Here is a 23318-nt window from a genome sequence, read left to right on the forward strand (position 1 = left end):
CTAATAAGCTACGTAATTTAATGGATTATTTGCTTTACCATTAACCCTAACCTCAAAGTGCAAGTGAGGACCTGTACTCCTACCCGTATTTCCTATTTTACCTATTAACTGCCCCTTTGTAACATAATCCCCTTCTTCAACAAACATGACATCACAGTGACCATAAAGCGTTTCAACTCCCTTCCCATGACTAAGTTTTATATAATTTCCATATACATTATTATAGGAAACCAAATTTGCAAACCCTGACTCTGCTGCAAATATAGGATCTCCTATATTTCCAGCTATGTCAATTCCATGATGTTTTTCACCTCCCCACCTCAAACCAAATGGAGAAGTTATAACAGTACCATTTGATGGATTATTTAAATGAAATAGTTGATTACCTTGAACCTCACTCAAAGAAGGTCGTAAAACCTCAGTCGATATTTTTTTCATTCCTATGTACTTATCATTATTATAAGTAATTTCCTTAACAACTTTGCGATCAAAATTCCTACTATCATACTGATCTTCTTCATTACTACGATTAACTAGTGCCACCACTTGAACTTTATCTCCAGAATTATTTTCTAAATAAGTTTTTGTCGCTACTATTTCGACTGTAGCGAGTATGTTGTTAACTTTGTTATTACTTAAAATAAATTCATAAAGCTCATCCTCTGAGTAAATCTCCTTTGAATTCACAACTGACTTTTTAAATTCTACATATTCTTTAATCTTAGCCCAATTTATTGGTAATGACTCTAACTTATTCACCTTTAAATAATAATCAATAAGTCTGTCTTTTACTTCATAAAACACCTCTTTCGAGTCTATGTTTGCAACTAAATTGCCGTCAAGAATTAATTCATATCCTTCAACATATACATTTACATTTTTATCTAACAACTCGATTGCATAATCGGTATCTAGGCAAATATCTCTACTAAATAGCTCTAACTTAAAATCAACCAGATCGGCATCTACAACATTTCTTGAATCCTCGATAGTATTATGTAATTTTTTATCATAATATTCACTTAATATTTTTTTATTTTTTATGTATCCACAAAATTGACCATTTATCACAAATGAATATCTAATCGTTTTTTGAAATAAAACTAATACAATTACAGTAATAGACAAAAATGCTAGAATTGTACTAATAAACATTTTTTTATTAAATTTATACATATTTTTATTATGTCATCCCCTCCATGCAATAATAGATTCAAATCTATTATTTATCCAAATATGATAAATTATTCCTTTTTTATATTTATTCAAGGAAAAAAATGTTATAATTCTATACAAATATTTACTTTTGAAAGGGAAAACTTAAATGAGTTTATATAAATTAAATAATCCTTTTCTTAATTACACTCTTGTAGATAACATTTTTATAGATACATTTTTACCAAAAGCAAGGGGTGAGTACGTAAAAATTTTCATATTGATTTTGAAATATGCTCATTGTGGTGAAATAGGATTTAATTCAAACTTCATAGCTAAAACTTTAAATTTACTCGAATCCGATATAAAAAACGCTCTCGATTATTGGAACGATGTTGGTGTTATAAAAGTTACAAATATAGATGATACAACTTCAAATATAGAATTTTTACAACTTTCAGAATCATCAACATTAACTTCATCATTAAGTTTAATAAGTGAAATTAGTACAGATAATCTAATAGATTTTTTTAAAGAAATAGAAATAATAATTGGGCGTCCAATTTCCCAAAAAGAAATGGAAAGTTATATATCATGGAAAAAAAATCTAAAATTTTCATATGAGTTAATACTATATTTAATTAGTTATTGCGTTAATAAAAATAAAAAAGACTTTAGATATATAGAAAAAGTTGCATTAAATTGGGCTGATTTAAATATAAAAACTTTAGATGAAGCCATGATATACACAGAAAAAAGAGAAAAACAGTTCATTAATTATAAAAAAATATTAAACTATGTAGGTATGACTGACTACGAAATTGGTAAACCACAAGAAGAACTTTTTAATAAATGGCTCGTTCAGTATAATATGTCCATTGAAGTTATTTTAAAAGCTTGTGATATATGCTTCTCTAAAATTTCAAAAAATGATTTTAATTATATCGATGGAATTTTAAGTAATTTTAAGAATTCTAAAATTTTCACCATAGATGATTATGAAAAATATGAACAAAATAAACTATCTTTTGTGAAAAAAGTTTACAAAGGGAAATCTAAAAATAATTTTTCAAACTTTCCTCAAAGAACATATGATTACGAAAAATTAGAAAAATTACTAATAGAAAACAATACTGAAGGAAATGATTCTAATGATTAAAGGATATGGAGATAAATTAGATAAAATTTACAAAGATATTAGACAAAACAACTTGAAGGAGTATTTAAAACGTAAAAATTATATAGAAAAAGTTCATCCTGAAATATTGGAAATAGATAAGAATATCTCACTTCTTTCTATAGAACTAATTAAACTAAAAAATAAAAACAATTTGAACAATATTAAAGCTAAACTAGATTTTCTCAGAAATAAAAAATTTAAAGCGTTAAACTCAATAAATCTTCCTAATAATTATTTAGATATCAAGTACACATGTTACGAATGTAAGGATACTGGGTATATATTAGATAAAAAATGTACTTGCTTAACAAAGAATCTTTCACATATTTATGCGGAGGAATCTGAGCTTAATACAATAATTAAGAAAAATAATTTTGAAAATTTTGATTTTTCATTCTTTTCTAAGGACAATGTTCATGGTCAAAATCTTACACCAAATGAAAATATTAAAATTATTTACAGGAAAATTTTAAAATACATAAAAAATTTTAATCTCATAAAATACAATTTATTATTTATTGGAGAATGTGGAAGCGGTAAAACTTTTTTAACTCACTGTATAGCTAAAGAACTTTTAGATAAAGGCTACTCGGTAATTTATAAAACTTCTGTTGATTTAATATCAGATCTTTATCAATACTATTTTTCCAAAACTATCGATAACAATAATAAAATTGATGATTTAATTTTATTTGAATGTGACCTTCTTATAATAGATGATTTAGGTACAGAGCCAATTAATAATTTTTCACACTCTTGCTTATTTAATTTTATTAATAAAAAACTTTTATTAAATAAAAGTTTAATAATTTCAACAAACTTCACATTAAAACATCTACAAGAAACCTACTCTGACAGAATATTTTCGAGATTATCTGGAGAATTTTCTATTTTGAATTTTTTTGTTAAAAGTGATATAAGATTACAAAAAAAATTAAGAGCACGGGGTAATTTTTAACCAACCCCGTACCCTTAATCTGTTGTAAAAGGTAACAGAACTATGTTTCTAGCTAATTTTATAGCCCTAGTAACACCTCTTTGATGTTTAGCGCAAGCTCCAGAAATCCTTCTAGGTAATATCTTACCTCTTTCAGTTACAAATTTTTTCAACCTATTAACATCCTTGTAATCTATATGATCCATTTTTTCGGCACAAAACGAACAAACCTTTTTTCTTATCTTTCTTCCTCTAAAGCTATTCTTTGCAAACTTCTGACTTTTATTTGGACTACTATTCAAATTAATACCTCCTACTCCTTAAAATGGCACGTCTTCATCATCTATTAAAACCATTTCATCATTATTAGGTAAATCTCCATAGCTACTATCTGAATTAAAATTACTACTTACATCTGACTGACGTCTCTCACCTTTATTGCCCCACTCAATAAATGATACCTCCTCAGCAACAACCTCTGTAACATATCTTTTGTTGCCATCTCGATCATCATAATTCCTAGTTTGAATTCTACCACAAACCCCAAACTTACAACCTTTAGCTATATAGTTAGCAGTAGACTCTGCTTGTTTTCCCCAAATTACAACTTGAATAAAATCTGTTGATTTTTCTTGACCAGAAGACGAAATCCTCCTATCAACTGCCAAAGTTACTGTAGAAACCGCAACACCACTTGGAGTAAACCTTAATTCTGGATCTCTAGTTAGCCTACCAATCAAAATAACTTTATTCATAAATTCCCTCTAATCTTTTTTTACTATTATATGTTTGATAACAAAATCCATAATTCTAAAATTTCTATCTAACTCTCTAGGAAGATCTTTATTACCTGAAAAATTAATCAAAACAAAGAATCCTTCACTTTTACCACCTACCTCATAAGCCAACCTTTTCTTTCCCCATAAATCTACATTATCTATAACTCCAGATGAATTCTCAATTATTAACTTAACTCTATCAACACTAACATTTACCTGGTCCTCAGACATATCAGAATTAACTATAAAAATAGTCTCATATTTACTCAAAACAATACTCACCTCCCTCTGGAACAACGGCTACATAAGACGTAGTAGAGCAACAACATTCTATATTATAACATTATGTAATTTAAAAATCAAAATTATTTAATTATTTGTTCCTCATAAACATCATATATAGATTTAATCAAAATTTTTCCTTGTTCAATTAATTTATCAACAATATCAATACTTTCATAATCTATTCCTATGCTTATTCCACAACTATTTGCTATATTTGATGGAGTTGGTAATACCATAATATTAATACTTATTTCTGATAATATTTTTTCACATTTCAAAGCATCATGTGTATTTATAAAAATCAATATATATCTCATAAATTTTTCTCCTAAAATGTAAATTTTTATATGTTATAATATATATTGGGGTGTTTACTATGAATTTGTACTTTGACAATGCATCTACGAGTTTTCCTAAACCAAAGATTGTAATAGATTCTGTTAATAACTTTATTTCAAATATAGGAGCTAGTGCAAATAGAGGTCACTATAAACTATCCTTAGAATCGAGTAAAATATTATTTGAATGTAGGGAATCTCTTTGCAACCTATTTAATTATAAGAATTCTAAAAATATAGTATTTACATATAATGCAACCTATGCCTTCAATCTAATTTTAAGTAGTTTGATTACTTCCAAGTTATTTAAAACTATTCCTCACATACTAGTATCAATTTTAGATCATAATTCAACAATAAGACCATTACTTAATCTTAAAAATCAAAAAAAGATACAATTAGAATTTATATCATCTGATAACGACGGATTCATAAGTATCAATGACTTTATAAGTAAGATTAAACATAATACTAAATTCCTTATATTATGCCATATGTCAAATGTATTAGGTACTATACAAAATTTAAACATATTATCGAACGTATGTAAAAATTATGGTATACATTTAATTATAGACGCATCCCAAAGTACTGGCTTAGTTAATATTGATTTAAGCAACGTATATTTTTCAGCATTAATTTTTACAGGTCATAAAAATTTATTTTCTATCCAAGGTATTGGAGGTTTTATAATATCCGACACTTTGCTAAACGAATGTGATAATTATTTTTTAGGTGGTACAGGAAGCGAAAGCTCTCAATTAATAAAAAAAGATAATATGCCTGATTATTTTGAAATTGGAACTCAAAATATCGTAGGTATAGTTTCGATGTTAAATGGATTAAAATTTATTAATTCATACGGCATTACAGATATATTTGAATACAAAAAACAAATTATTAAAAATATTTATAATAAAATCAAAAATATTAATGATATAATAGTGCTTAATAATGTGAACATTAAAAACCAAAATTCTACAATATGTATAAATTTTAAGAATATTTCTCCAGAAAAAGCCGGATTTATATTAGATAAATATTTTAACATCAGTGTCAGGATTGGCTTGCATTGTTCTCCTAATACTCACAAACTTATGAACACGTTTCCTAAAGGATGTATCAGGATAAGTCCGGGAATCTTTAATAAAAAAGAAGATATAGATTTTCTAATTTCTAGTTTAAATATGATAACTAATGGTACATTTTAATCGTTTCACATGGAACTTCCAATACATAAGGTGGTGCACTTTTAAAATTATATGAAGAAAATTTCTATATTTAATCAAAAAGGTGGGGTTGGTAAGACAACCACAAATATAAATCTTTCATGTTATTTAGCCCTAGAGGGATTTAAGATTTTGATAGTTGACATAGATCCTCAAGGTAATACTACCAGTGGTCTTGGTATTGATAAATCAAACCTACATTTTTCTTTATATGACTTATTTGTTGATAATAAAGATATAAATTCACTAATAATAGAAAGTGAAATAATTAAAAATTTATACATAATTCCATCTTCCATAGAATTATCTGCCACTGAAGTAGAATTATCAAATATTCAAAATCGTGAATTTATATTAAAAGATTCTCTAAATAAATTAAATAATAAATTTGATTTTATATTCATAGATTGTCCTCCTTCTCTGGGATTCCTAACTCTTAACGCTCTTGTTGCTAGTGACAGTTTGATAATTCCAATTCAGTGTGAATTTTATGCGTTAGAAGGTCTGGGGCAATTAATTCATACTATAAATTTAATAAATAATTCATTAAATAAAGACCTCTATATTGAAGGTGTCATACTGAACATGCATGATTCTCGAGCAAAGCTAAGTAATGAAGTAGTTTTAGAAATTAGCAATTTTTTTAAAGATAAAGTCTTTAATACTATTATACCTAGAAATATTAAACTAGCAGAATCTCCAAGTTATGGATTGCCTATAATGCTTTACGATGAAAAATGTAAAGGAGCGTTATCATATAGAAATTTAGCTAAAGAATTTATATCAAAACAAAGGAGAAGTGGTCTATGAAAAAAAATGTTCTTGGAAAAGGATTAAGTTCTTTAATACCTAATTACGAAACTAATAAATTCTCTCCTTCAAAATATAATCATGTAGATATTGATATAAATTTGATAAAAGTAAACCTTAATCAACCTAGAAAATTTTTTAACGAGGATAGTATAATAGCTTTAGCAGAATCTATACATGCTTATGGTATAATACAACCTATATTGGTAAGTGAGATTAAGGATAAATATTTAATAATTGCTGGTGAAAGAAGATATAGAGCTGCAAAGCATTTAAATCTATCTAAAGTTCCTTGTATCATAATTGAAAAATCTGATCAAGAAATGCTTGAAATATCATTAATTGAAAATATTCAAAGAGAAGATTTAAATCCAATAGAAGAGGCAAAAGCTTTCAAAAATCTTATAAATAACTTTGGATTAACTCAAGAAGATTTATCAAAAAAATTAGCCATTTCAAGAAGCGTAATAACAAATAAATTAAGATTGCTTAAATTATCTAATGTCGTTCAAGATTATATTATAAATGAAGAAATTTCAGAAGGTCATGCTAAAATTTTAGCTGGTATAAAGGATGAGAAGCTTCAAATAGAGATATCTAATAAAATAATAGATGAATCTTTAAATGTACGACAAGCTGAAAAATTAATACAAGATCTAAATAGCACATACAAAACACATTCTATTACTCAAAATATAAATCCTTATATATTGAATATAAAATCAAAATTAGAAAATTATTTTGGAACTAAAGTTCTGATTATGAATAAAAAAAATAAAGGAAGTATACAAATCGAATATTATTCTAATGAAGATTTAAATAGAATATTAAATTTAATGTACACAGACATTAATTAAAAATACATATTTAAAGCTTTTTTTAAATATGTATTTTCTTCTTCAAAGATATTTAATATTAAATTTAAATATCTTTTTATTTTATTTATATCCTTTCGTTCAATATATATATTTAATCTATTTGCATACTTTCTCTTTTGTCTAATAAATTTACTCTTTTTATATTCATTTATATAAAATTTATACTGATCCTGTTTATTATCTTTATGGACATAATTTATGATTTGTTTTCTGTTATTTATCATTTCCAACCATCTTTTTTTCGAATCCATATCATATAGTTCACATATTCGTAAAAAACATCTATAATCATTAAAATTTACAATTGTATGAGAATTATAAAATTTGAAAATTATTGATACTAAAATTAATATGCACAATATTGCAAAATTTATTTTCATTATATCATTCCTATCTATTTTGATATTACACAAGTATTATTGTATATAATAAACTCATTTATTATTCCTAATTTTTATTCACATAAAATTATCATTCACATATTATAAATATACAGTCTTATTAAGGAGTTTTATATGAAAGTAAATGAAAAATTAGTGAAATATAATTTTTCATCTCGAAATGGATCGATTATTAAGTATATAGTAATACATGATACTGGAAATACATCGAATGGTGCAGATGCAGATGCACATTTTTCTTTTTTTAATTCTGCAGATAGACAATCATCAGCACATTATTTCGTTGATGATAAACAAATTTTAAGAATAATAAGAGATTCCGATAAAGCATGGCATTGTGGTGATGGTAATGGTAAATATGGAATAACTAATGAAAATAGTTTAGGTATAGAATTATGTGTAAATATAAATGGTGACTATAATATTGCACTGGATAAAATGGTGGAATTAACATCATTTCTTATGAAACAATATGATATAAAAATAGATAATGTAGTTAGACACTATGATGCAAGTAGAAAAATATGCCCCTATACAATGAGTAAAAATAATTGGATTTTATGGTACGATTTTTTAGAAAGGGTTGATAATTATTATAAAAATACTACTGAATCAGTTAAATATGGTAATGAATTAATTATTTCTGATAAAATCAGTAATTTTATCGATAATGTTTATATTGTTTTTTTAAATAGAGTTCCTGATTATAATGGTAAAAATTTTTGGTATAATAAAATTAAATCTCAAGAAAGTTCATTAGAAAATTTTGTTAATTCCCTTATGAATAGTAATGAATTTACGGAAATCAAAAACTATTATATATACAAATAACGAAAGCTATAGCTTTCGTTATTCTATTTTTTTATGATTATATTATATTTTCTTGGATAATCGTGAGAAGTCTGATCAATTTTATTTATAATAACTAAATTACTGTTAAATTCTTCTATATATATTATCTTATATAAAATCCCGCCCATTTTTATAATTATATCATCTGATTTTCTTAATTCCTCTTTATAATTACTACCTTTAAATGAAATAAATTTACCATTAATTTTAACTAATGCAAATGATATCTCAAATAATATATTTAATTTTGATACTGCTCTTGATATGACATAATCATATTTTTCTCTATAGTATGTTTCACGTGAAACATACTCTGCCCTATTATTTATAATATTTATTCCTTTAATATCTAATATATTTACTATATGTTCTAAAAATTTACATTTTTTATTAATAGATTCTATAAGATCTATTTTTATATCATTTCTTACTATCTTTATTGGTATGCCTGGAAATCCTCCGCCACTTCCAATATCACACATATTTGAGTTTAACTTTATATTATAATTAAATATTGAAAGTGAATCTAGAAAATGTCTTTTTATAATTTTTTCTTCGGTGTTTATCGATGTTAGATTTATCTTTTTATTATAATTAATTAATTCTCTAGTATAAATTAATATTTTTTCATACATATCTATATCGAACTTTATATTAAGTTTGCTACAAAATTCATTTAACATATTAAAGTATTTCATATTAATTTCTCCTCAATATTTCTAAGTATAATATTAAAACAGATATGTCTGATGGTGATATCCCTGGTATTCTCATTGCTTGACCTAAATTTTCTGGTTTTACTTTATTTAATTTTTGTATTGCTTCTAATTTTAATCCTTTTATATTATCATAATTTATAATTTTAGGAATTAATTTATTCTCCATTTTGTTAAAATTTAAAATGTCTTCTTCTTGCTTCTTTATATATCCTTCATATTTTGCTATTATATCAATTTGATTACATATATCTTTATCAAAATTCTTACGATTTTTATCTAACAATGCTACTTTCAAATAATTTAGTTCTGTTCTTTTTATTAATTCATACAGAGTTATAGGTTTTTTTAGAGGATATGATCCTAAGTTTTTTAAAATTATATTTACCTCTTGTGTATTATTAATAATTAGATTTTTTATTCTATTCAATTCATAATTTATTTTATTTTTTTTATCTATAAAAATATTATACCTTTCTCTACTTACTAAACCTACATTATATCCCCTTTCTGTTAATCTTAGATCTGCATTATCTTGTCTTAATATTAGTCTGTATTCTGCTCTTGAAGTCATTATTCTATAAGGTTCATCTGTTCCCTTATTTATTAAATCATCTATTAAAACTCCTATATAGGCATCGTTTCTACGTAAAATTAGTGGATCCCTATTTAATATATATAAAGAAGCATTTATTCCTGCTAACAATCCCTGAGCTGCGGCTTCTTCATATCCAGAAGTTCCATTTATCTGACCTGCTGAAAATAAACCTTTAATTTTTTTAAACATTAACGTTAATTCTAGTTCTTGAGTATCCAAAACATCATACTCTATAGCATATCCTGTTCTCAAAATATCACAATTTTCAAGTCCATTTATTGAATTAATCATCTTTATTTGAATATCTTCAGGTAATGATGATGACATCCCTTGTAAATACATTTCGTTACTATTTATACCCTCTGGTTCTATAAAAACTTGATGTCTATTCTTATCACCAAATCTCATTATTTTATCTTCAATTGATGGACAATATCTTGGACCTATTCCTTGTATAGTTCCATTATACATAGGAGATTTATTTATATTTTTTCTTATGATATTATGAGTATCTTCATTTGTATAAGTTAAATAACATTCTATTTGTTCTTTCTCTATTTTTGTATTCATAAACGAAAATGGAATTATTTCTGAATCTCCTAGTTGTTTTTCTACTTTTGTAAAATTTATACTTTGTTTTCTTATTCTGGCTGGAGTCCCAGTTTTAAATCTTCTTATATTCATGCCTAAATCTAAGAATGTATGTGTTAAAAATTTAGAATTAGCCAATCCATTTGGTCCACAATCAAATATATTTTCTCCTATTATAACCTTTGAATTTAAATAAACTCCTGTGCATACTATAACAGATTTAGCTTCAAAATATGAACTTGTTGTTAATATTACCCCCTTTATAGTATTATTTTCAATGTGCAATTTTTTTACTTCTCCTTGAACTAGTGTCAAGTTTTCCTGATTTTCTAAGATATTTTTCATAAAAATTTGATATTTTAATTTATCTACTTGAAATCTTAATGAGTGCACAGCTGGACCCTTGGATTCATTTAACATTCTAGCTTGTATAACACACTCATCTGCAGCAATTCCCATTTGTCCACCCAATGCATCTATTTCTTTAACCAAATGCCCTTTTGCCGTTCCTCCAATACTAGGATTGCAGGGCATAAACCCAATGGAGTCTAAATTCAAAGTTATTAATAATGTTCTTATTCCCATACGTGAACATGCCAAAGATGCTTCTATCCCTGCATGTCCTCCACCAATTACTACAACATCAAATTTTCCTCTTATATACACAATTTTACCTACTTTCCTATACAAAACTTAGAAAAAATATTATTTATTATAGTTTCACTTACATCTTCACCCGTAATATTCATTATATATTTTAATGTTCTTTGAATATCTATAGATATAACGTCCAGTGTTATATCTTTTTTTAAAGCATACATAGCATCATTTAATGAACTTAAACACTTATTAAATATTTCAATATATCTCATATTAGTTATTATTATAGAATCAGTATCAAACTCTATATCATTTAACATAAATTTAGACTTTATTAATTTTTCTAATTTATCAAAACCAATATTATTCTTAACTGATATATTAACTAAATTATCTTTGAATATATTAAATTTAGATATCACATCTTCATCGTGTAATTTTCTCACAGTATCACACTTATTTAGTAAAAAAATTATATTTTTTTCTTTAACTAATTCATATATTTCTAAATCTTCTTTTTCCATATCTTTAGTTGAATCTAAAACGAATAATATTAAATTACTTTCATTTATCTTGGATTTGGCCATTTCAATTCCTATATTTTCAATAACATCATCACTTTTCCTAATTCCTGCAGTATCCGATATATTTAAAATTATATCTCCTAAATTTACAGTTTCCTCAACAATATCCCTGGTAGTTCCAGGAATATCTGTAACAATAGCCTTTATATCCTTACAGAAATAATTTAAAAGGGATGATTTTCCAACATTTGGTTTGCCAACTATACATGTTTGTATACCATTTTTTATTAATATACCTTGATCTTTATATTTTAAAATTTCTTGTATATTTGCAACTATATCAGATATATTTTCTTCTATACTTGATTTATAAGATTCACTGATCTCATCTTCAAAATCTATCATCACCTCAATATTAGATAAAATATTTATTAATTTTTCCTTTATTAAAGTTAATCTTCTATACAAATTACCATTTTTTTGGTTTAGTGCACATTTTAATTCAAAATCAGATTTTGCATTTATCAAATCAATTATAGATTCTGCCTTTGTTAAATCAATTTTACCATTTAGAAAAGCTCTCTTTGTAAATTCACCAGGTTCTGCCATTTTAGCTCCTAAGTTTATTAATAAATTCAGTATTCTATTCGTAACAACTATACCTCCATGACAATTTATTTCAATAACATCTTCACCAGTATAACTTCTGGGCGATTTCATAAAACTAACCATAACTTCATCAAACAACTCTCCTTTGTATTTTATAAATCCATGTTTTATCTCATTATTTTTTAAACCATCCTTCGTCTGGAATATTTTGTTTATTATTTTTAAACTTGAATTTCCAGAAAGTCTAATTATATTAATAGCACTATTTGAAATAGCTGTTGATAACCCAACTATTGTATTCATCTTAATTATAACCTCCCTGATAATAAAAAATGGGTTGTCAAACATAACAACCCAAATTCATAATAATCTAATCTTTAAAACAATCATTCACCTTTCAATAATAACTTATTTATAACCAAACTAATCATTATAGATATAACATTGCTAAAAACATAATATATACCTACTGCCGATGAAACTGATATTGTAAAAACTCCAAGCATTACAGATAAAACAATATTCATAACTCTACTCTGCTGAGCCTGATCCTTATTATCACTGGAAACTGGTATACTTAACTTTCCTTGAATAAAACCCGTAACAACTGCCAGAAATGGCAATATAAAATATGGATCTCTTGCTGACAAATCTGGAATCCACAAAAATGAAATAGTATTCTCATGTATACCAGGTAATCTCAAAAATAACTGAAAAAATATTAACAATATCGGTAGTTGTATGAGAGTTGGAAGACACCCTGACAAAGGACTCACTTTATAATCTTTATATAATTGTAACATCTGCTGCTGTTGTTTTTGTGGATCTGACTTATATTTTACTTGAATTTTTTGAAGTTCAGGTTGGATTTTTTGAAGTATTTTAGTTGTTTTAACCTGCTTCATGTACAATGGTAAAGTAATTGCTTTGACAATTACTATAGATAATATAATCGTAAGTCCATACGATAAATTAACATTAGGAATAATTTTAAATACTATCTCGTGCAAACTCTCGAATCCACGAATTAGTACATTTATTATACTATCAAACAAAGTAAATAATCCACCTACCCTCAATTTTATCTATTACTCAATTTCACTCAAAATCAAAAACAACATTCATTTTAAATAATCGATCCCGCCTCCCGAAAAAGGATTACATTTTAGTATCCTTATAATAATTAGTGCTGTAGCTTTAAAAAATCCATACCTTTTGTAAGCTTGTACTGCATACATAGAACATGTAGGATAAAACTTACATCTTGGAGAATAAAGTGGAGAGATATATTTTCTATATAATGTTATAATTGCTATAGGAAGCCTATTCTTCACCATAGAAAACAAACCCCTTTCTTAATAAATCAACTACATTACTCTCAATTTCGATATACTTTCTATTTTTAGCATTAACGCGTGCTATGAATACTATATCATAACCCGTTCTTAATCTATGTAAATTCAATCTATATACCTCATAAACAAGCCTTCTCACTCTATTTCTGATTACACTTTTGCCAACCTTCTTACTTACACTTATTCCTAAACGGTTTTTCTCGAGATTTCTCTTGTTTCTACGGACACACATGACAAACAAATTATTATGAAAAACCTTTCCTTTACCGTATACAATTCTGAAATCATAATTTTTATGTATCTTATGTACCTTCATAATAAAACTAGCTTACTTAGAAAAAACCTTCTCAAACACCCAAAGAGGCACAATAATCAAGAACAATAAAGTGCCTCTACTGAAAAATATGTTAATGAGTCAATCTCTTTCTTCCTTTTAATCTCCTTCTTCTTATAACAGCTCTACCAGAAGCAGTTTTCATTCTCTTCCTAAATCCATGCTCCCTCTTTCTCTGCCTTTTCTTCGGCTGATATGTCATAAACATGCAATCACCTCGTTCTACAAATATTTCTCTCAGTATTAGAAAAATTATATCTTTTTAAGTTCAACATGTCAATATACAAAACTCACACAAATAAAACAATAATCTAATTTTAAAGAAAATAAAATGAGTTGAATATTAAAGTTTTATTATGATATTATGTTCTTAATTTGTTGATAATTTTACTATTTATACACAGAACTATAAACAAAAATTTATGTTGATAATTTTGTGTATAAATTAATCAATCATACTATATTACAGGGATAATATTTCAATCTTAACATGTTTATAATATATTATTGCTTAAGTATTACATACATTAATATTTTTAATAATATCCACACTTAGTATCTGTTTATATTTAATTGTTAATTTATTTATTTTAAATTTTGTATTTTTGGAGGTAGTTATTATGGATTCTAATCATAATGATTTGTGGATTGATATTTTATCTGAATTAAAAAAATCTTTATCCGATATAAGTTTTAATACTTGGTTTTCAGATATTGAGGTGCTTTTTTTATCTGACTCTAAAATCATTATAGGATGCAATAACTCCTTGATACTCGAAACTATAAATTTGAGATATTTAGATATATTGGAAAGAACTATTAAATCAGTTACAAATAAAACTTTAAATATAAATGTAACTCTTAAGGAAAATTTTAAGATACAAAATAAAAATAATTCACTTAAGAAAAATACTTCTCGAAGTGATGCATCTAACATATATCTTAATAATTCAATCACGAGTCTAAATAATAAATATACGTTTGAAACATTTGTTGTGGGTAATAGTAATCGATTTGCTCATGCTGCATCTTTAGCTGTTGCCGACTCTCCATCAAAAGCTTATAATCCACTGTTTATTTATGGTGGCGTTGGACTTGGAAAAACCCATTTAATGCATGCTATAGGGCATTTAATCAATGAAAATAATTCTAATTTGAGAGTGGTTTATGTAACATCTGAAAAGTTTATAAATGAACTTATAAGTGCAATAAAGGATGATAAGAATATTGAATTTCGGAACAAATATAGAAATGTAGACGTTTTATTGATTGATGATGTTCAATTTATTGCGGGTAAAGAACGAACACAAGAAGAATTTTTTCATACATTTAATACACTTCACGAATCTAATAAACAGATAATTCTTTCTAGTGATAGACCTCCAAAAGAAATAAAGACTCTTGAAGAAAGGTTATGCTCTAGATTTGAATGGGGGCTTATAGCAGATATACAACCACCTGATTACGAAACAAGAATAGCCATTCTGAGAAAAAAAGCAGATGTTGATAAATTAAATATTCCAAATGAAATTTTAATATACATAGCAACCAAGATAAAATCAAATATAAGGGAATTAGAAGGAGCCTTACTTAGAGTTGTTGCATACACAAATCTTACCAACAGTGTTGTTACCCTTGACTTAGCAAAAGAAGCTTTAAAAGATTTAATAAATTCTAAGAATCCCAGAAGTATAACCATAGAGTATATTCAAGAAACTATTGCTAACTATTTTGATCTAGACATGGAAACATTAAAGTCTCAAAGGAGAACCAAAAATATAGCATTTCCAAGACAAATAGCTATGTATCTATGTCGTAAATTAACTGATTTGTCTTTACCTAAAATTGGTGAGAACTTCGGTGGAAGGGATCATACCACAGTTATACATGCATATGAAAAAATATTGAATAAGGTAGAATCAGACAAAGAATTTAATAGTATAATCGAGGAACTATCAAACAAAATAATAAATAATAAATAATTTATACTTTTTGTTTATAAGTTTTTTTTTTTTTGTTCATAATATACTTTTCTTTTTTTTTTGAATTTTTACATCATAGTTATCAACATTATTTTAAATTAATGTTGAACATAATTAAATTAAAATAAATCTTATTTGTAGCTTGATTTGTTATTTTTAAACAAAACTAACAACTATTATTACTAATTATTATATTTTTTATTTATTATTTTAAAGGAAGTGTTTAATAATGAAGTTCTATTGCAATAAAAATGATTTAATAGAAAAAATAAATATAGTACAAAGAGCAATAACAAATAAATCAAATTCTCCTATTTTCACTTGTATATTTATTCAAGTATTTGATAATATTTTAACAATGATAGGTATGGATACTGATTTGTCAATAGAAACAAAACTTTATACTGATGTGATTAATGAAGGAAACTTAATATTAGATTCAAGATTATTTGGAGAGATAATAAAGAGATTGCCTAATAATAAAGTTGAAATAAAAAATGACAAGAACAATAACAATAATGTAATTATATCGAGTGGTAACGTGGAATTTAATCTAGTTAATTTGAATTCTGAAGAACAACCTAAAATACCAAGCTTAAATCTAGACAATAAGATATCTATAAAACAAAATATTTTAAAAAATATGATAAAAAGTACTACTTTTTCAGCTTCTTTTGATGAATCTAAAGGAATTATTACTGGAGTATTAATCAATATAAAGAACAATATTTTAACTTTTGTAGCTTTGGATGGATTTAGATTAGCGCTAAAAAGTGAAATTATAGATAGTGTTTTAAATATAAACATAGTAGTTCCAGCTAAAATTTTGAATGAAGTAAACAAAATACTAAAAGAAAATGATGAAATGATAGATATGTACATTACTAATAATTTTATGATGTTAAAAATAGGCGAAGATAAGATAGTATTAAGACTTCTTCAGGGAGATTTTATAAAATATGAATCTATAATTCCCAAAAATAACAAATTATCAGTAATTTTGTCTAAATATGATTTCATAAATGGATTAGAAAGGTCGACTCTTTTAACTAGGGATAAAAACACCAATTTGGTAAAGTTGGAAATTTTAAATGAAAAAATTATTTTAAAATCTAATTCTCAATTTGGACAATTAAGAGAAGAAATAAGTATAAAAAAGGATGGTATTGATTTAGATATAGCTTTTAATTCAAGATATCTTATGGATGCAATAAAAGCTATTGAAGATGAAAAAATAAGACTAGAATTTAATAATAATATAACACCTTGTATAATAAAAGGTAATAAAAATGTTAACTCAAAGTATATGATACTACCAGTGAGATTCATTATTTAATAATCTAAATAATAATTATTATTAATGTTATTATATTTCTAATCTATTTTAATACTTTGAAATTTATTATTGAGGAATTTATGTATTTACAAAAATTAAGTTTAAAAAATTTTAGAAATTATGAGTCCTTAGATGTAAGTTTTAACAAAAGCGTAAATGTTTTTATTGGGAAAAATGGTCAAGGTAAAACCAACATACTTGAAAGTATATACTTTTTATCATTTTTAAAATCACATAGAACAAATAAAAATATAGATTTAATAACATTTAATAAAGATAATACTAATATAAATGCTAGCCTGATTTTGGAAAATAGTAAAAATTTAAATGTAGGAGTATTTATAGATACTATTAATAAAAAAAGAATTTTTGTTAATAGTATGAAAGTTTTAAAAATATCAGAATTTTTAGGATATGTTAAATCTATAATGTTTTCTCCGGAAGATTTAAAATTAATAAAAGAGTCTCCCCCAATTAGAAGAAAGTTTTTAGATATGAGTATTTCCCAGATTAATAATAAGTATTTAAGATACATAATTAGTTATAATAAATTACTCAATATGAAAAATTCTTTACTAAAGAAACATCCTATAGATGAGACACTTTTAGATATTTATGATGAAAAAATTTCCATTTACAGTAGTTTTATAATATGTAGAAGGATTGAATACATAAATATCCTGAAAGATATATCTTATAAGTTACATGAAAGAATATCTAATTTTAGGGAAAAACTTAATATAGAATATATAAACTTCTTGCACGGAAGCTTAAAAAGTTTTTGTAATGATTGTAATATAACTGACATTATTCTTGATATACTTAGAAAAAATAGAAAAATTGATAAAGTAAAAAAATTTTCTACCATAGGAATACATAGGGATGATTTTAAAGTGTACCTAAATGGTAAGCAAATGTACAATTATTCATCTCAAGGACAACAGCGTAGTGCGGTTATTTCAATAAAATTTGCAGTAATTGAAATAATTAAAAAGTTAACTAATAACCATCCTATACTGTTATTGGATGATATATTATCTGAACTAGATAAAAGTAGAAGAGATTTTATATTAAATTCTGTTGATAATACTCAAACATTTATAACGTGTACTGAATTACAGGAAAAAATACTTAATTCATTTAAAATATTTGATGTAGAAGATGGAAAAATTTTATAGGGAGGTTTTTGAAATGTATTTGCAATTAAGTTTTGATACGAGTGTTAGGACTAAGGATATAATAGGTATATTTTCTATTAATACTACTTTATGTTGTGTAGATAGTAGGGATTTTTTAAGAATATCTGATGAAGATGGTTTTGTGTCTGATCTATGTGACAATTTGAGAAAATCTATGATATTAACTGAAATTGACAAGAACAGTAAAATATTTTTATCTCCGATTTCATCTAATACTTTGATAAAGAGGATTTATGAATTTTAAAATTAAAGTATGTAATATGGAGGGATTTTGATTGGGAAGTAATAATTACGATGAAAGTCAAATAGAGGTTCTTGAAGGTCTTGAAGCTGTAAGAAAGAGACCTGGAATGTACATAGGTAATACATCGAAAAAGGGATTGCATCATTTAGTTTATGAAATTGTAGATAACAGTATAGATGAATCTTTAGCTGGTTTTTGTACCGAAGTTGATATTGTTATAAATGAGGACAATTCTGTTTCAGTGTGCGATAATGGAAGAGGTATTCCAGTTGGACGGCATCCAAAACTAAAAAAATCAACTCTTGAAGTTATTATGACAGTACTACATGCTGGTGGAAAATTTGATGGAAATGGATATAAAATCTCGGGAGGATTACATGGGGTTGGTGCATCTGTAGTAAATGCGTTATCAAGAAGATGCTATGTTAAGGTGAAAAGAGATGGTTTCATATATCTTCAAGAATATGAAAGAGGAAAACCTATAAAAGATGTGGAGAAAGTAGGTAAATCTACTGATACGGGTACTGAGACGTATTTTTTACCAGATGATGAGATTTTTAAAGATACCTTAGAATTCGATTTTGAAGTTTTAGGTCAAAGATTTAGAGAATTGGCTTTTTTAAATGCAGGTATCAAAATCAAATTAATGGATAAAAAAAACGAAAGAGAAGAGGAATTTTATTACAGAGGAGGAATAGGTGAATTTGTAAAACACATAAGTAAAAGCAAGCAGGTTCTATTTGATGAAATTATATATTTTGAGATGAACAAGAACGATATTAATATCCAAATAGCTATACAATATACTGATGCTTATAATGAAAATATTTTGACATATGTAAATAATATTTTTACTCAAGAGGGAGGTACTCATTTAATAGGTTTTAAAACTGCAATGACTAGATGTATTAATGATTATGCAAAAAGATTTAGCTACGTAAAAGAAGGAAAAGATGATATAAAAAACTTAACAGGGGAGGATGTAAGAGAAGGTATAGTATGTGTGCTGTCTGTTAAAATGCCAAATCCTCAATTTGAAGGTCAAACAAAAACCAAACTAGGAAATACTGAAGTAAGGGGTATAGTAGATAACTTATTTTTTAAATATTTTTCAGAGTTTTTAAATGAGAATCCCAATATAGGTAAAATAATCTGTGATAAGGCAATTCTAGCTTATAAAGCCCGTGAAGCTGCGAGAAAAGCACGTGAAATTACAAGAAAATCAGTTTTAGATAGAACATCTTTACCAGGAAAGCTTGCTGATTGTTCTTCCAAAAATCCTGAAGAGTGTGAAATATATATAGTTGAGGGAGATTCAGCTGGTGGATCGGCAAAACAGGGAAGAGATAGGAGATTTCAAGCTATTCTTCCCTTAAAGGGTAAGATAATGAATGTTGAGAAACAAAGAATATACAAAATACTTGGATCTGATACCATAAAATGCATGATAACAGCTCTTGGATGTGGTATTGGAGATGATTTTGATTTGGAAAAAATAAGGTATAATAGAATAATAATAATGACAGATGCTGATGTAGATGGTTCCCACATAAGAACTTTACTTTTAACATTTTTGTATAGATATGTACCTAAAGTAATAGAAAATGGATTTGTATATATTGCAAGACCACCTCTATATAAAATAACAAGTGGTAAAAATATGTATTATTGTTATTTAGAAGAAGAGCTTAATAAAAAATTGTTAGAAATAGGAAAAGAAAATGTTATTGTTCAAAGGTACAAGGGACTAGGTGAAATGAATCCAGATCAACTATGGGATACTACTATGAATCCCAAAACGAGAACTTTACTCAAAGTAACTATTGAGCATGCAAATTATGCAGATGAAATATTTTCAATTTTAATGGGAGATAGGGTAGAACCAAGAAGAGATTTTATCCAAAATAATGCCAAAAGTGTCATAAACTTAGATATATGATTAGGAGATTGTTATGGAAAATAATCAAGGAAAGATAATACCTGTAGATATAGGCAGTGAGATGAAAAAGTGCTATATGGAATATTCTATGAGTGTAATAGTTGGGAGGGCTCTACCTGATATTAGAGATGGGTTGAAACCTGTACACAGAAGAATATTGTACTCAATGCATAGTTTATCTTTATATCCAGATAAACAATACAGGAAGAGTGCTAAGATTGTAGGAGACGTTTTGGCTAATTTTCATCCTCATGGTGATGCTTCTGTTTATGATGCCCTTGTACGTATGGCACAAAATTTTTCCATGAGAAATCCTCTTGTAGATGGCCATGGTAATTTTGGATCTGTAGATGGAGATTCTGCTGCCGCAATGCGTTACACAGAAGCTAGAATAGGTCCTATTACTGTTGAAATGATAGGTGATATAAACAAGGATACAGTAGACTTTATGGATAACTATGATGGATCTGAGAAGGAACCTGTAGTTTTACCAAGTAGATTTCCAAATTTATTAGTTAATGGATCATCTGGTATAGCTGTTGGAATGGCTACTAATATACCTCCACACAATTTGATAGAGGTAATAAATAGCATTGTATACATAATAGATAATGGGATCGATAATGTAAACATACAAGATTTAATGAAATATGTGAAGGGACCTGATTTTCCTCTAGGGGGAGTTATAGTAGGGAATTCTGGAATAAGAGATGCCTATGAAACTGGAAGAGGAAAGATAATAGTCAGATCTAAGGTTTTGATAGATGAGGTTAACGGCAAGAACGCCATCATTGTAACAGAATTGCCTTATCAAGTCAATAAGGCTAAGTTAATAGAGCATATAGCAGATTTAATAAGAGATAAAAAAATATTAGGTATAAGTGATTTAAGAGATGAGTCAGATAGAGATGGTATGAGAATAGTAATAGAACTTAAAAAAGATTCAAATCCCCAAATTTTATTGAATCAGCTCTATAAATTAACAAAGCTCCAGGATACTTTTGGGGTAATAATGTTAGCACTTGTTGAAAATGAGCCTAAAGTTTTAAATTTAAAAGAGATTTTAAATTTCTATCTAATTCATCAAAAGGATGTAGTTACTAGGAGAACTACATATGATCTTAGTAAAGCTGAGCATAGAAAACACATACTTGAAGGATATAAAATTGCTCTGGACAACATAAATGAAATAATTTCCATAATAAAATCTTCTGAAACTACAGAAATTGCTAGGAATAGTCTTAAGGATAAGTTTAATTTAACCGATATTCAAGCTAATTCGATATTAGAAATGAGGTTAAGGAGGCTTACGGCTCTTGAAAGAGATAAAATAGATGAAGAACTATCCGAGAAAATTAATTTAATTTATGAATTAAGGGATATATTGGACAATGAAAATGTTTTATTAGATTTAATAAAACGAGAATTAATATATATAAGAGATAAATATGGTGATGATAGAAGAACTACCATAGATGCACTGTCTTCAGAAGTGTGTATGGAAAAGGATGATTTAATTCAAAAAGAAGATATAGTAATAACTTTGACTCATGATGGTTACATAAAAAGGATGTCTTCAAATACATACTCTAGTCAGAGAAGAGGAGGTAGAGGAATGCAAACTATGACTATGAAAGAAAATGACTTCATAAAAAATATTTTTTATACCTCCACTCATCATAATTTACTATTTTTTACAAACTTAGGACGTGTGTATAGCATAAAGGCTTACGAAATACCTGATGCTTCCAGAATTGCAAAGGGAATAAATATAGTTAATTTGATACAGCTTGGTGGAAATGAAAAAGTACAGGTTGTGTTATGTTTAGAAACATTGGATCAAGATGGATATGTTTTAATGTCCACAAAGTTTGGGTTAATAAAGAAGACTAAATCATCTGAATTTTCAAAGATAAGAAAAAATGGATTAATTGCAATAGGAATTAAGGATGGAGATGAATTCTTAAATGCAAAGATGACAAAGGGAGATGCTAATATTGTTATGGTCACCAGTGCAGGATATGCTGTCATATTTAGTGAAAAAAACATACGATCTATGGGGAGAACTGCTACTGGAGTTAAGGCAATTACACTGAGAAGTAATGATTCTTTGGTTGCTATGGACATTGCAACTGAGGGTGAAGATTTGATGATTATAAGTGAAAATGGGTATGGTAAAAGAACTAATCTAAAATTCTACCCCATTCAAAATAGAGGTGGTAAGGGTATAAAGACATATAAAGTTACCGAAAAAACTGGTAGAGTATCGTGTGCTACAGTTGTAAACGAATGTAATGATATAATGCTGGTTAACTCGAATGGAGTAGGTATAAGAATAAAGGCTGAAGATGTATCTAAAATTGGTAGAAGTTCACTTGGTGTTAAATTAATGAAAACTGGTAATAATGAAAAAGTGATAGCGGTAGGTAAGATAAAATATTAAAATA

The 23318-nt window shown here is 26.5% G+C and carries 25 protein-coding genes; 12 read left to right on the forward strand and 13 right to left on the reverse strand.

Features of this window, described 5'->3' with window-relative positions:
- Entirely contained in the window at positions 1 to 1176 is a 1176-nt protein-coding gene (locus AALI31_RS07600; RefSeq protein ID WP_489885925.1) for a M23 family metallopeptidase, read from the reverse strand.
- A gap of 148 nt (positions 1177 to 1324) precedes the next feature.
- Between AALI31_RS07600 and AALI31_RS07605 the strand changes: the two genes are divergently transcribed.
- Entirely contained in the window at positions 1325 to 2314 is a 990-nt protein-coding gene (locus AALI31_RS07605) for a DnaD domain protein (RefSeq protein WP_489885926.1), read from the forward strand.
- Complete coding sequence (locus AALI31_RS07610; RefSeq protein WP_489885927.1) at positions 2307 to 3293, forward strand: ATP-binding protein; 987 nt, start codon at positions 2307 to 2309, stop codon at positions 3291 to 3293. The genes AALI31_RS07605 and AALI31_RS07610 overlap by 8 nt, the downstream gene beginning before the upstream one ends.
- A 14-nt stretch (positions 3294 to 3307) precedes the next feature.
- Here AALI31_RS07610 and rpsR read toward each other — a convergent pair whose 3' ends face one another.
- The 4 genes from rpsR to AALI31_RS07630 all read right to left on the reverse strand — a co-directional run bounded on the left by rpsR (position 3308) and on the right by AALI31_RS07630 (position 4653).
- Positions 3308 to 3574: a 30S ribosomal protein S18 gene (gene rpsR, locus AALI31_RS07615; protein WP_489885928.1), complete on the reverse strand. Its 267-nt coding sequence runs from the start codon at positions 3572 to 3574 to the stop codon at positions 3308 to 3310.
- 18 nt (positions 3575 to 3592) lie between these two features.
- Positions 3593 to 4027, reverse strand: coding sequence for a single-stranded DNA-binding protein (locus AALI31_RS07620; protein ID WP_489885929.1), 435 nt, complete (start codon positions 4025 to 4027; stop codon positions 3593 to 3595).
- A gap of 9 nt (positions 4028 to 4036) precedes the next feature.
- Positions 4037 to 4321 carry a 30S ribosomal protein S6 gene (rpsF, locus tag AALI31_RS07625; protein ID WP_489885930.1) on the reverse strand — a complete coding sequence of 95 codons (285 nt, stop codon included), beginning with the start codon at positions 4319 to 4321 and terminating at the stop codon, positions 4037 to 4039.
- A gap of 95 nt (positions 4322 to 4416) precedes the next feature.
- Positions 4417 to 4653, reverse strand: coding sequence for a putative Se/S carrier protein (locus AALI31_RS07630; RefSeq protein ID WP_489885931.1), 237 nt, complete (start codon positions 4651 to 4653; stop codon positions 4417 to 4419).
- A gap of 59 nt (positions 4654 to 4712) precedes the next feature.
- Here AALI31_RS07630 and AALI31_RS07635 point away from each other — a divergent pair, with 59 nt between their 5' ends.
- From AALI31_RS07635 to AALI31_RS07645, 3 genes are read left to right on the forward strand one after another with little or no spacing between them, the layout of a single operon-like run.
- Positions 4713 to 5885 carry an aminotransferase class V-fold PLP-dependent enzyme gene (locus tag AALI31_RS07635; RefSeq protein WP_489885932.1) on the forward strand — a complete coding sequence of 391 codons (1173 nt, stop codon included), beginning with the start codon at positions 4713 to 4715 and terminating at the stop codon, positions 5883 to 5885.
- Positions 5886 to 5936: 51 nt separating this feature from the next.
- On the forward strand, positions 5937 to 6713 hold the full coding sequence (locus tag AALI31_RS07640) for a ParA family protein (RefSeq protein ID WP_489885933.1): 777 nt from the start codon (positions 5937 to 5939) through the stop codon (positions 6711 to 6713).
- Positions 6710 to 7570, forward strand: a complete 861-nt coding sequence (locus AALI31_RS07645) for a ParB/RepB/Spo0J family partition protein (RefSeq protein WP_489885934.1) — start codon at positions 6710 to 6712, stop codon at positions 7568 to 7570. The genes AALI31_RS07640 and AALI31_RS07645 overlap by 4 nt, the downstream gene beginning before the upstream one ends.
- Here AALI31_RS07645 and AALI31_RS07650 read toward each other — a convergent pair.
- Entirely contained in the window at positions 7567 to 7971 is a 405-nt protein-coding gene (locus AALI31_RS07650; RefSeq protein ID WP_489885935.1) for a hypothetical protein, read from the reverse strand. The two genes, AALI31_RS07645 and AALI31_RS07650, sit on opposite strands and share 4 nt — an antisense overlap.
- Positions 7972 to 8106: 135 nt before the next feature.
- On the opposite strand from AALI31_RS07650, the gene AALI31_RS07655 reads away from it, so the two are divergent.
- On the forward strand, positions 8107 to 8823 hold the full coding sequence (locus tag AALI31_RS07655) for an N-acetylmuramoyl-L-alanine amidase (protein ID WP_489885936.1): 717 nt from the start codon (positions 8107 to 8109) through the stop codon (positions 8821 to 8823).
- A gap of 23 nt (positions 8824 to 8846) precedes the next feature.
- Here the strand turns inward: AALI31_RS07655 and rsmG are convergent, their stop codons facing one another.
- The 7 genes from rsmG to rpmH form a co-directional block, all read right to left on the reverse strand.
- A complete protein-coding gene (gene rsmG, locus AALI31_RS07660) occupies positions 8847 to 9542 on the reverse strand; it encodes a 16S rRNA (guanine(527)-N(7))-methyltransferase RsmG (RefSeq protein ID WP_489885937.1) in 696 nt (231 codons plus the stop codon).
- Position 9543: 1 nt separating this feature from the next.
- Positions 9544 to 11418 carry a tRNA uridine-5-carboxymethylaminomethyl(34) synthesis enzyme MnmG gene (gene mnmG, locus AALI31_RS07665; protein WP_489885972.1) on the reverse strand — a complete coding sequence of 625 codons (1875 nt, stop codon included), beginning with the start codon at positions 11416 to 11418 and terminating at the stop codon, positions 9544 to 9546.
- A 5-nt stretch (positions 11419 to 11423) separates the two neighbouring features.
- Positions 11424 to 12785 (reverse strand): tRNA uridine-5-carboxymethylaminomethyl(34) synthesis GTPase MnmE, encoded by a 1362-nt coding sequence (mnmE, locus tag AALI31_RS07670; protein WP_489885938.1) that lies wholly within the window; start codon positions 12783 to 12785, stop codon positions 11424 to 11426.
- An 83-nt stretch (positions 12786 to 12868) separates the two neighbouring features.
- Positions 12869 to 13537, reverse strand: a complete 669-nt coding sequence (gene yidC, locus AALI31_RS07675; protein ID WP_489885939.1) for a membrane protein insertase YidC — start codon at positions 13535 to 13537, stop codon at positions 12869 to 12871.
- 66 nt (positions 13538 to 13603) lie between these two features.
- On the reverse strand, positions 13604 to 13819 hold the full coding sequence (gene yidD / locus AALI31_RS07680) for a membrane protein insertion efficiency factor YidD (RefSeq protein WP_489885940.1): 216 nt from the start codon (positions 13817 to 13819) through the stop codon (positions 13604 to 13606).
- The gene (rnpA, locus tag AALI31_RS07685) at positions 13806 to 14153 is read right to left on the reverse strand and encodes a ribonuclease P protein component (protein WP_489885941.1); all 348 of its coding nucleotides are present in this window, start codon (positions 14151 to 14153) and stop codon (positions 13806 to 13808) included. The genes yidD and rnpA overlap by 14 nt, the downstream gene beginning before the upstream one ends.
- A 91-nt stretch (positions 14154 to 14244) precedes the next feature.
- The gene (gene rpmH, locus AALI31_RS07690) at positions 14245 to 14379 is read right to left on the reverse strand and encodes a 50S ribosomal protein L34 (RefSeq protein ID WP_489885942.1); all 135 of its coding nucleotides are present in this window, start codon (positions 14377 to 14379) and stop codon (positions 14245 to 14247) included.
- A 412-nt stretch (positions 14380 to 14791) separates the two neighbouring features.
- Between rpmH and dnaA the strand changes: the two genes are divergently transcribed.
- The 6 genes from dnaA (at position 14792) to gyrA (ending at position 23314) form a co-directional block, all read left to right on the forward strand.
- Positions 14792 to 16153 (forward strand): chromosomal replication initiator protein DnaA, encoded by a 1362-nt coding sequence (dnaA, locus tag AALI31_RS07695; RefSeq protein WP_489885943.1) that lies wholly within the window; start codon positions 14792 to 14794, stop codon positions 16151 to 16153.
- Between the two features lie 229 nt (positions 16154 to 16382).
- Positions 16383 to 17489 carry a DNA polymerase III subunit beta gene (dnaN, locus tag AALI31_RS07700; protein WP_489885944.1) on the forward strand — a complete coding sequence of 369 codons (1107 nt, stop codon included), beginning with the start codon at positions 16383 to 16385 and terminating at the stop codon, positions 17487 to 17489.
- A gap of 56 nt (positions 17490 to 17545) precedes the next feature.
- Positions 17546 to 18667, forward strand: a complete 1122-nt coding sequence (gene recF / locus AALI31_RS07705) for a DNA replication/repair protein RecF (RefSeq protein ID WP_489885945.1) — start codon at positions 17546 to 17548, stop codon at positions 18665 to 18667.
- Between the two features lie 13 nt (positions 18668 to 18680).
- Positions 18681 to 18932, forward strand: coding sequence for an extracellular matrix regulator RemB (gene remB / locus AALI31_RS07710; RefSeq protein ID WP_489885946.1), 252 nt, complete (start codon positions 18681 to 18683; stop codon positions 18930 to 18932).
- Between the two features lie 31 nt (positions 18933 to 18963).
- Positions 18964 to 20871, forward strand: coding sequence for a DNA topoisomerase (ATP-hydrolyzing) subunit B (gene gyrB / locus AALI31_RS07715; protein ID WP_489885947.1), 1908 nt, complete (start codon positions 18964 to 18966; stop codon positions 20869 to 20871).
- 13 nt (positions 20872 to 20884) lie between these two features.
- Positions 20885 to 23314, forward strand: coding sequence for a DNA gyrase subunit A (gyrA, locus tag AALI31_RS07720; protein WP_489885948.1), 2430 nt, complete (start codon positions 20885 to 20887; stop codon positions 23312 to 23314).
- The last annotated feature ends 4 nt before the right edge of the window (positions 23315 to 23318 follow it).

This window comes from Anisomitus miae (SeqCode) (assembly GCF_054906395.1).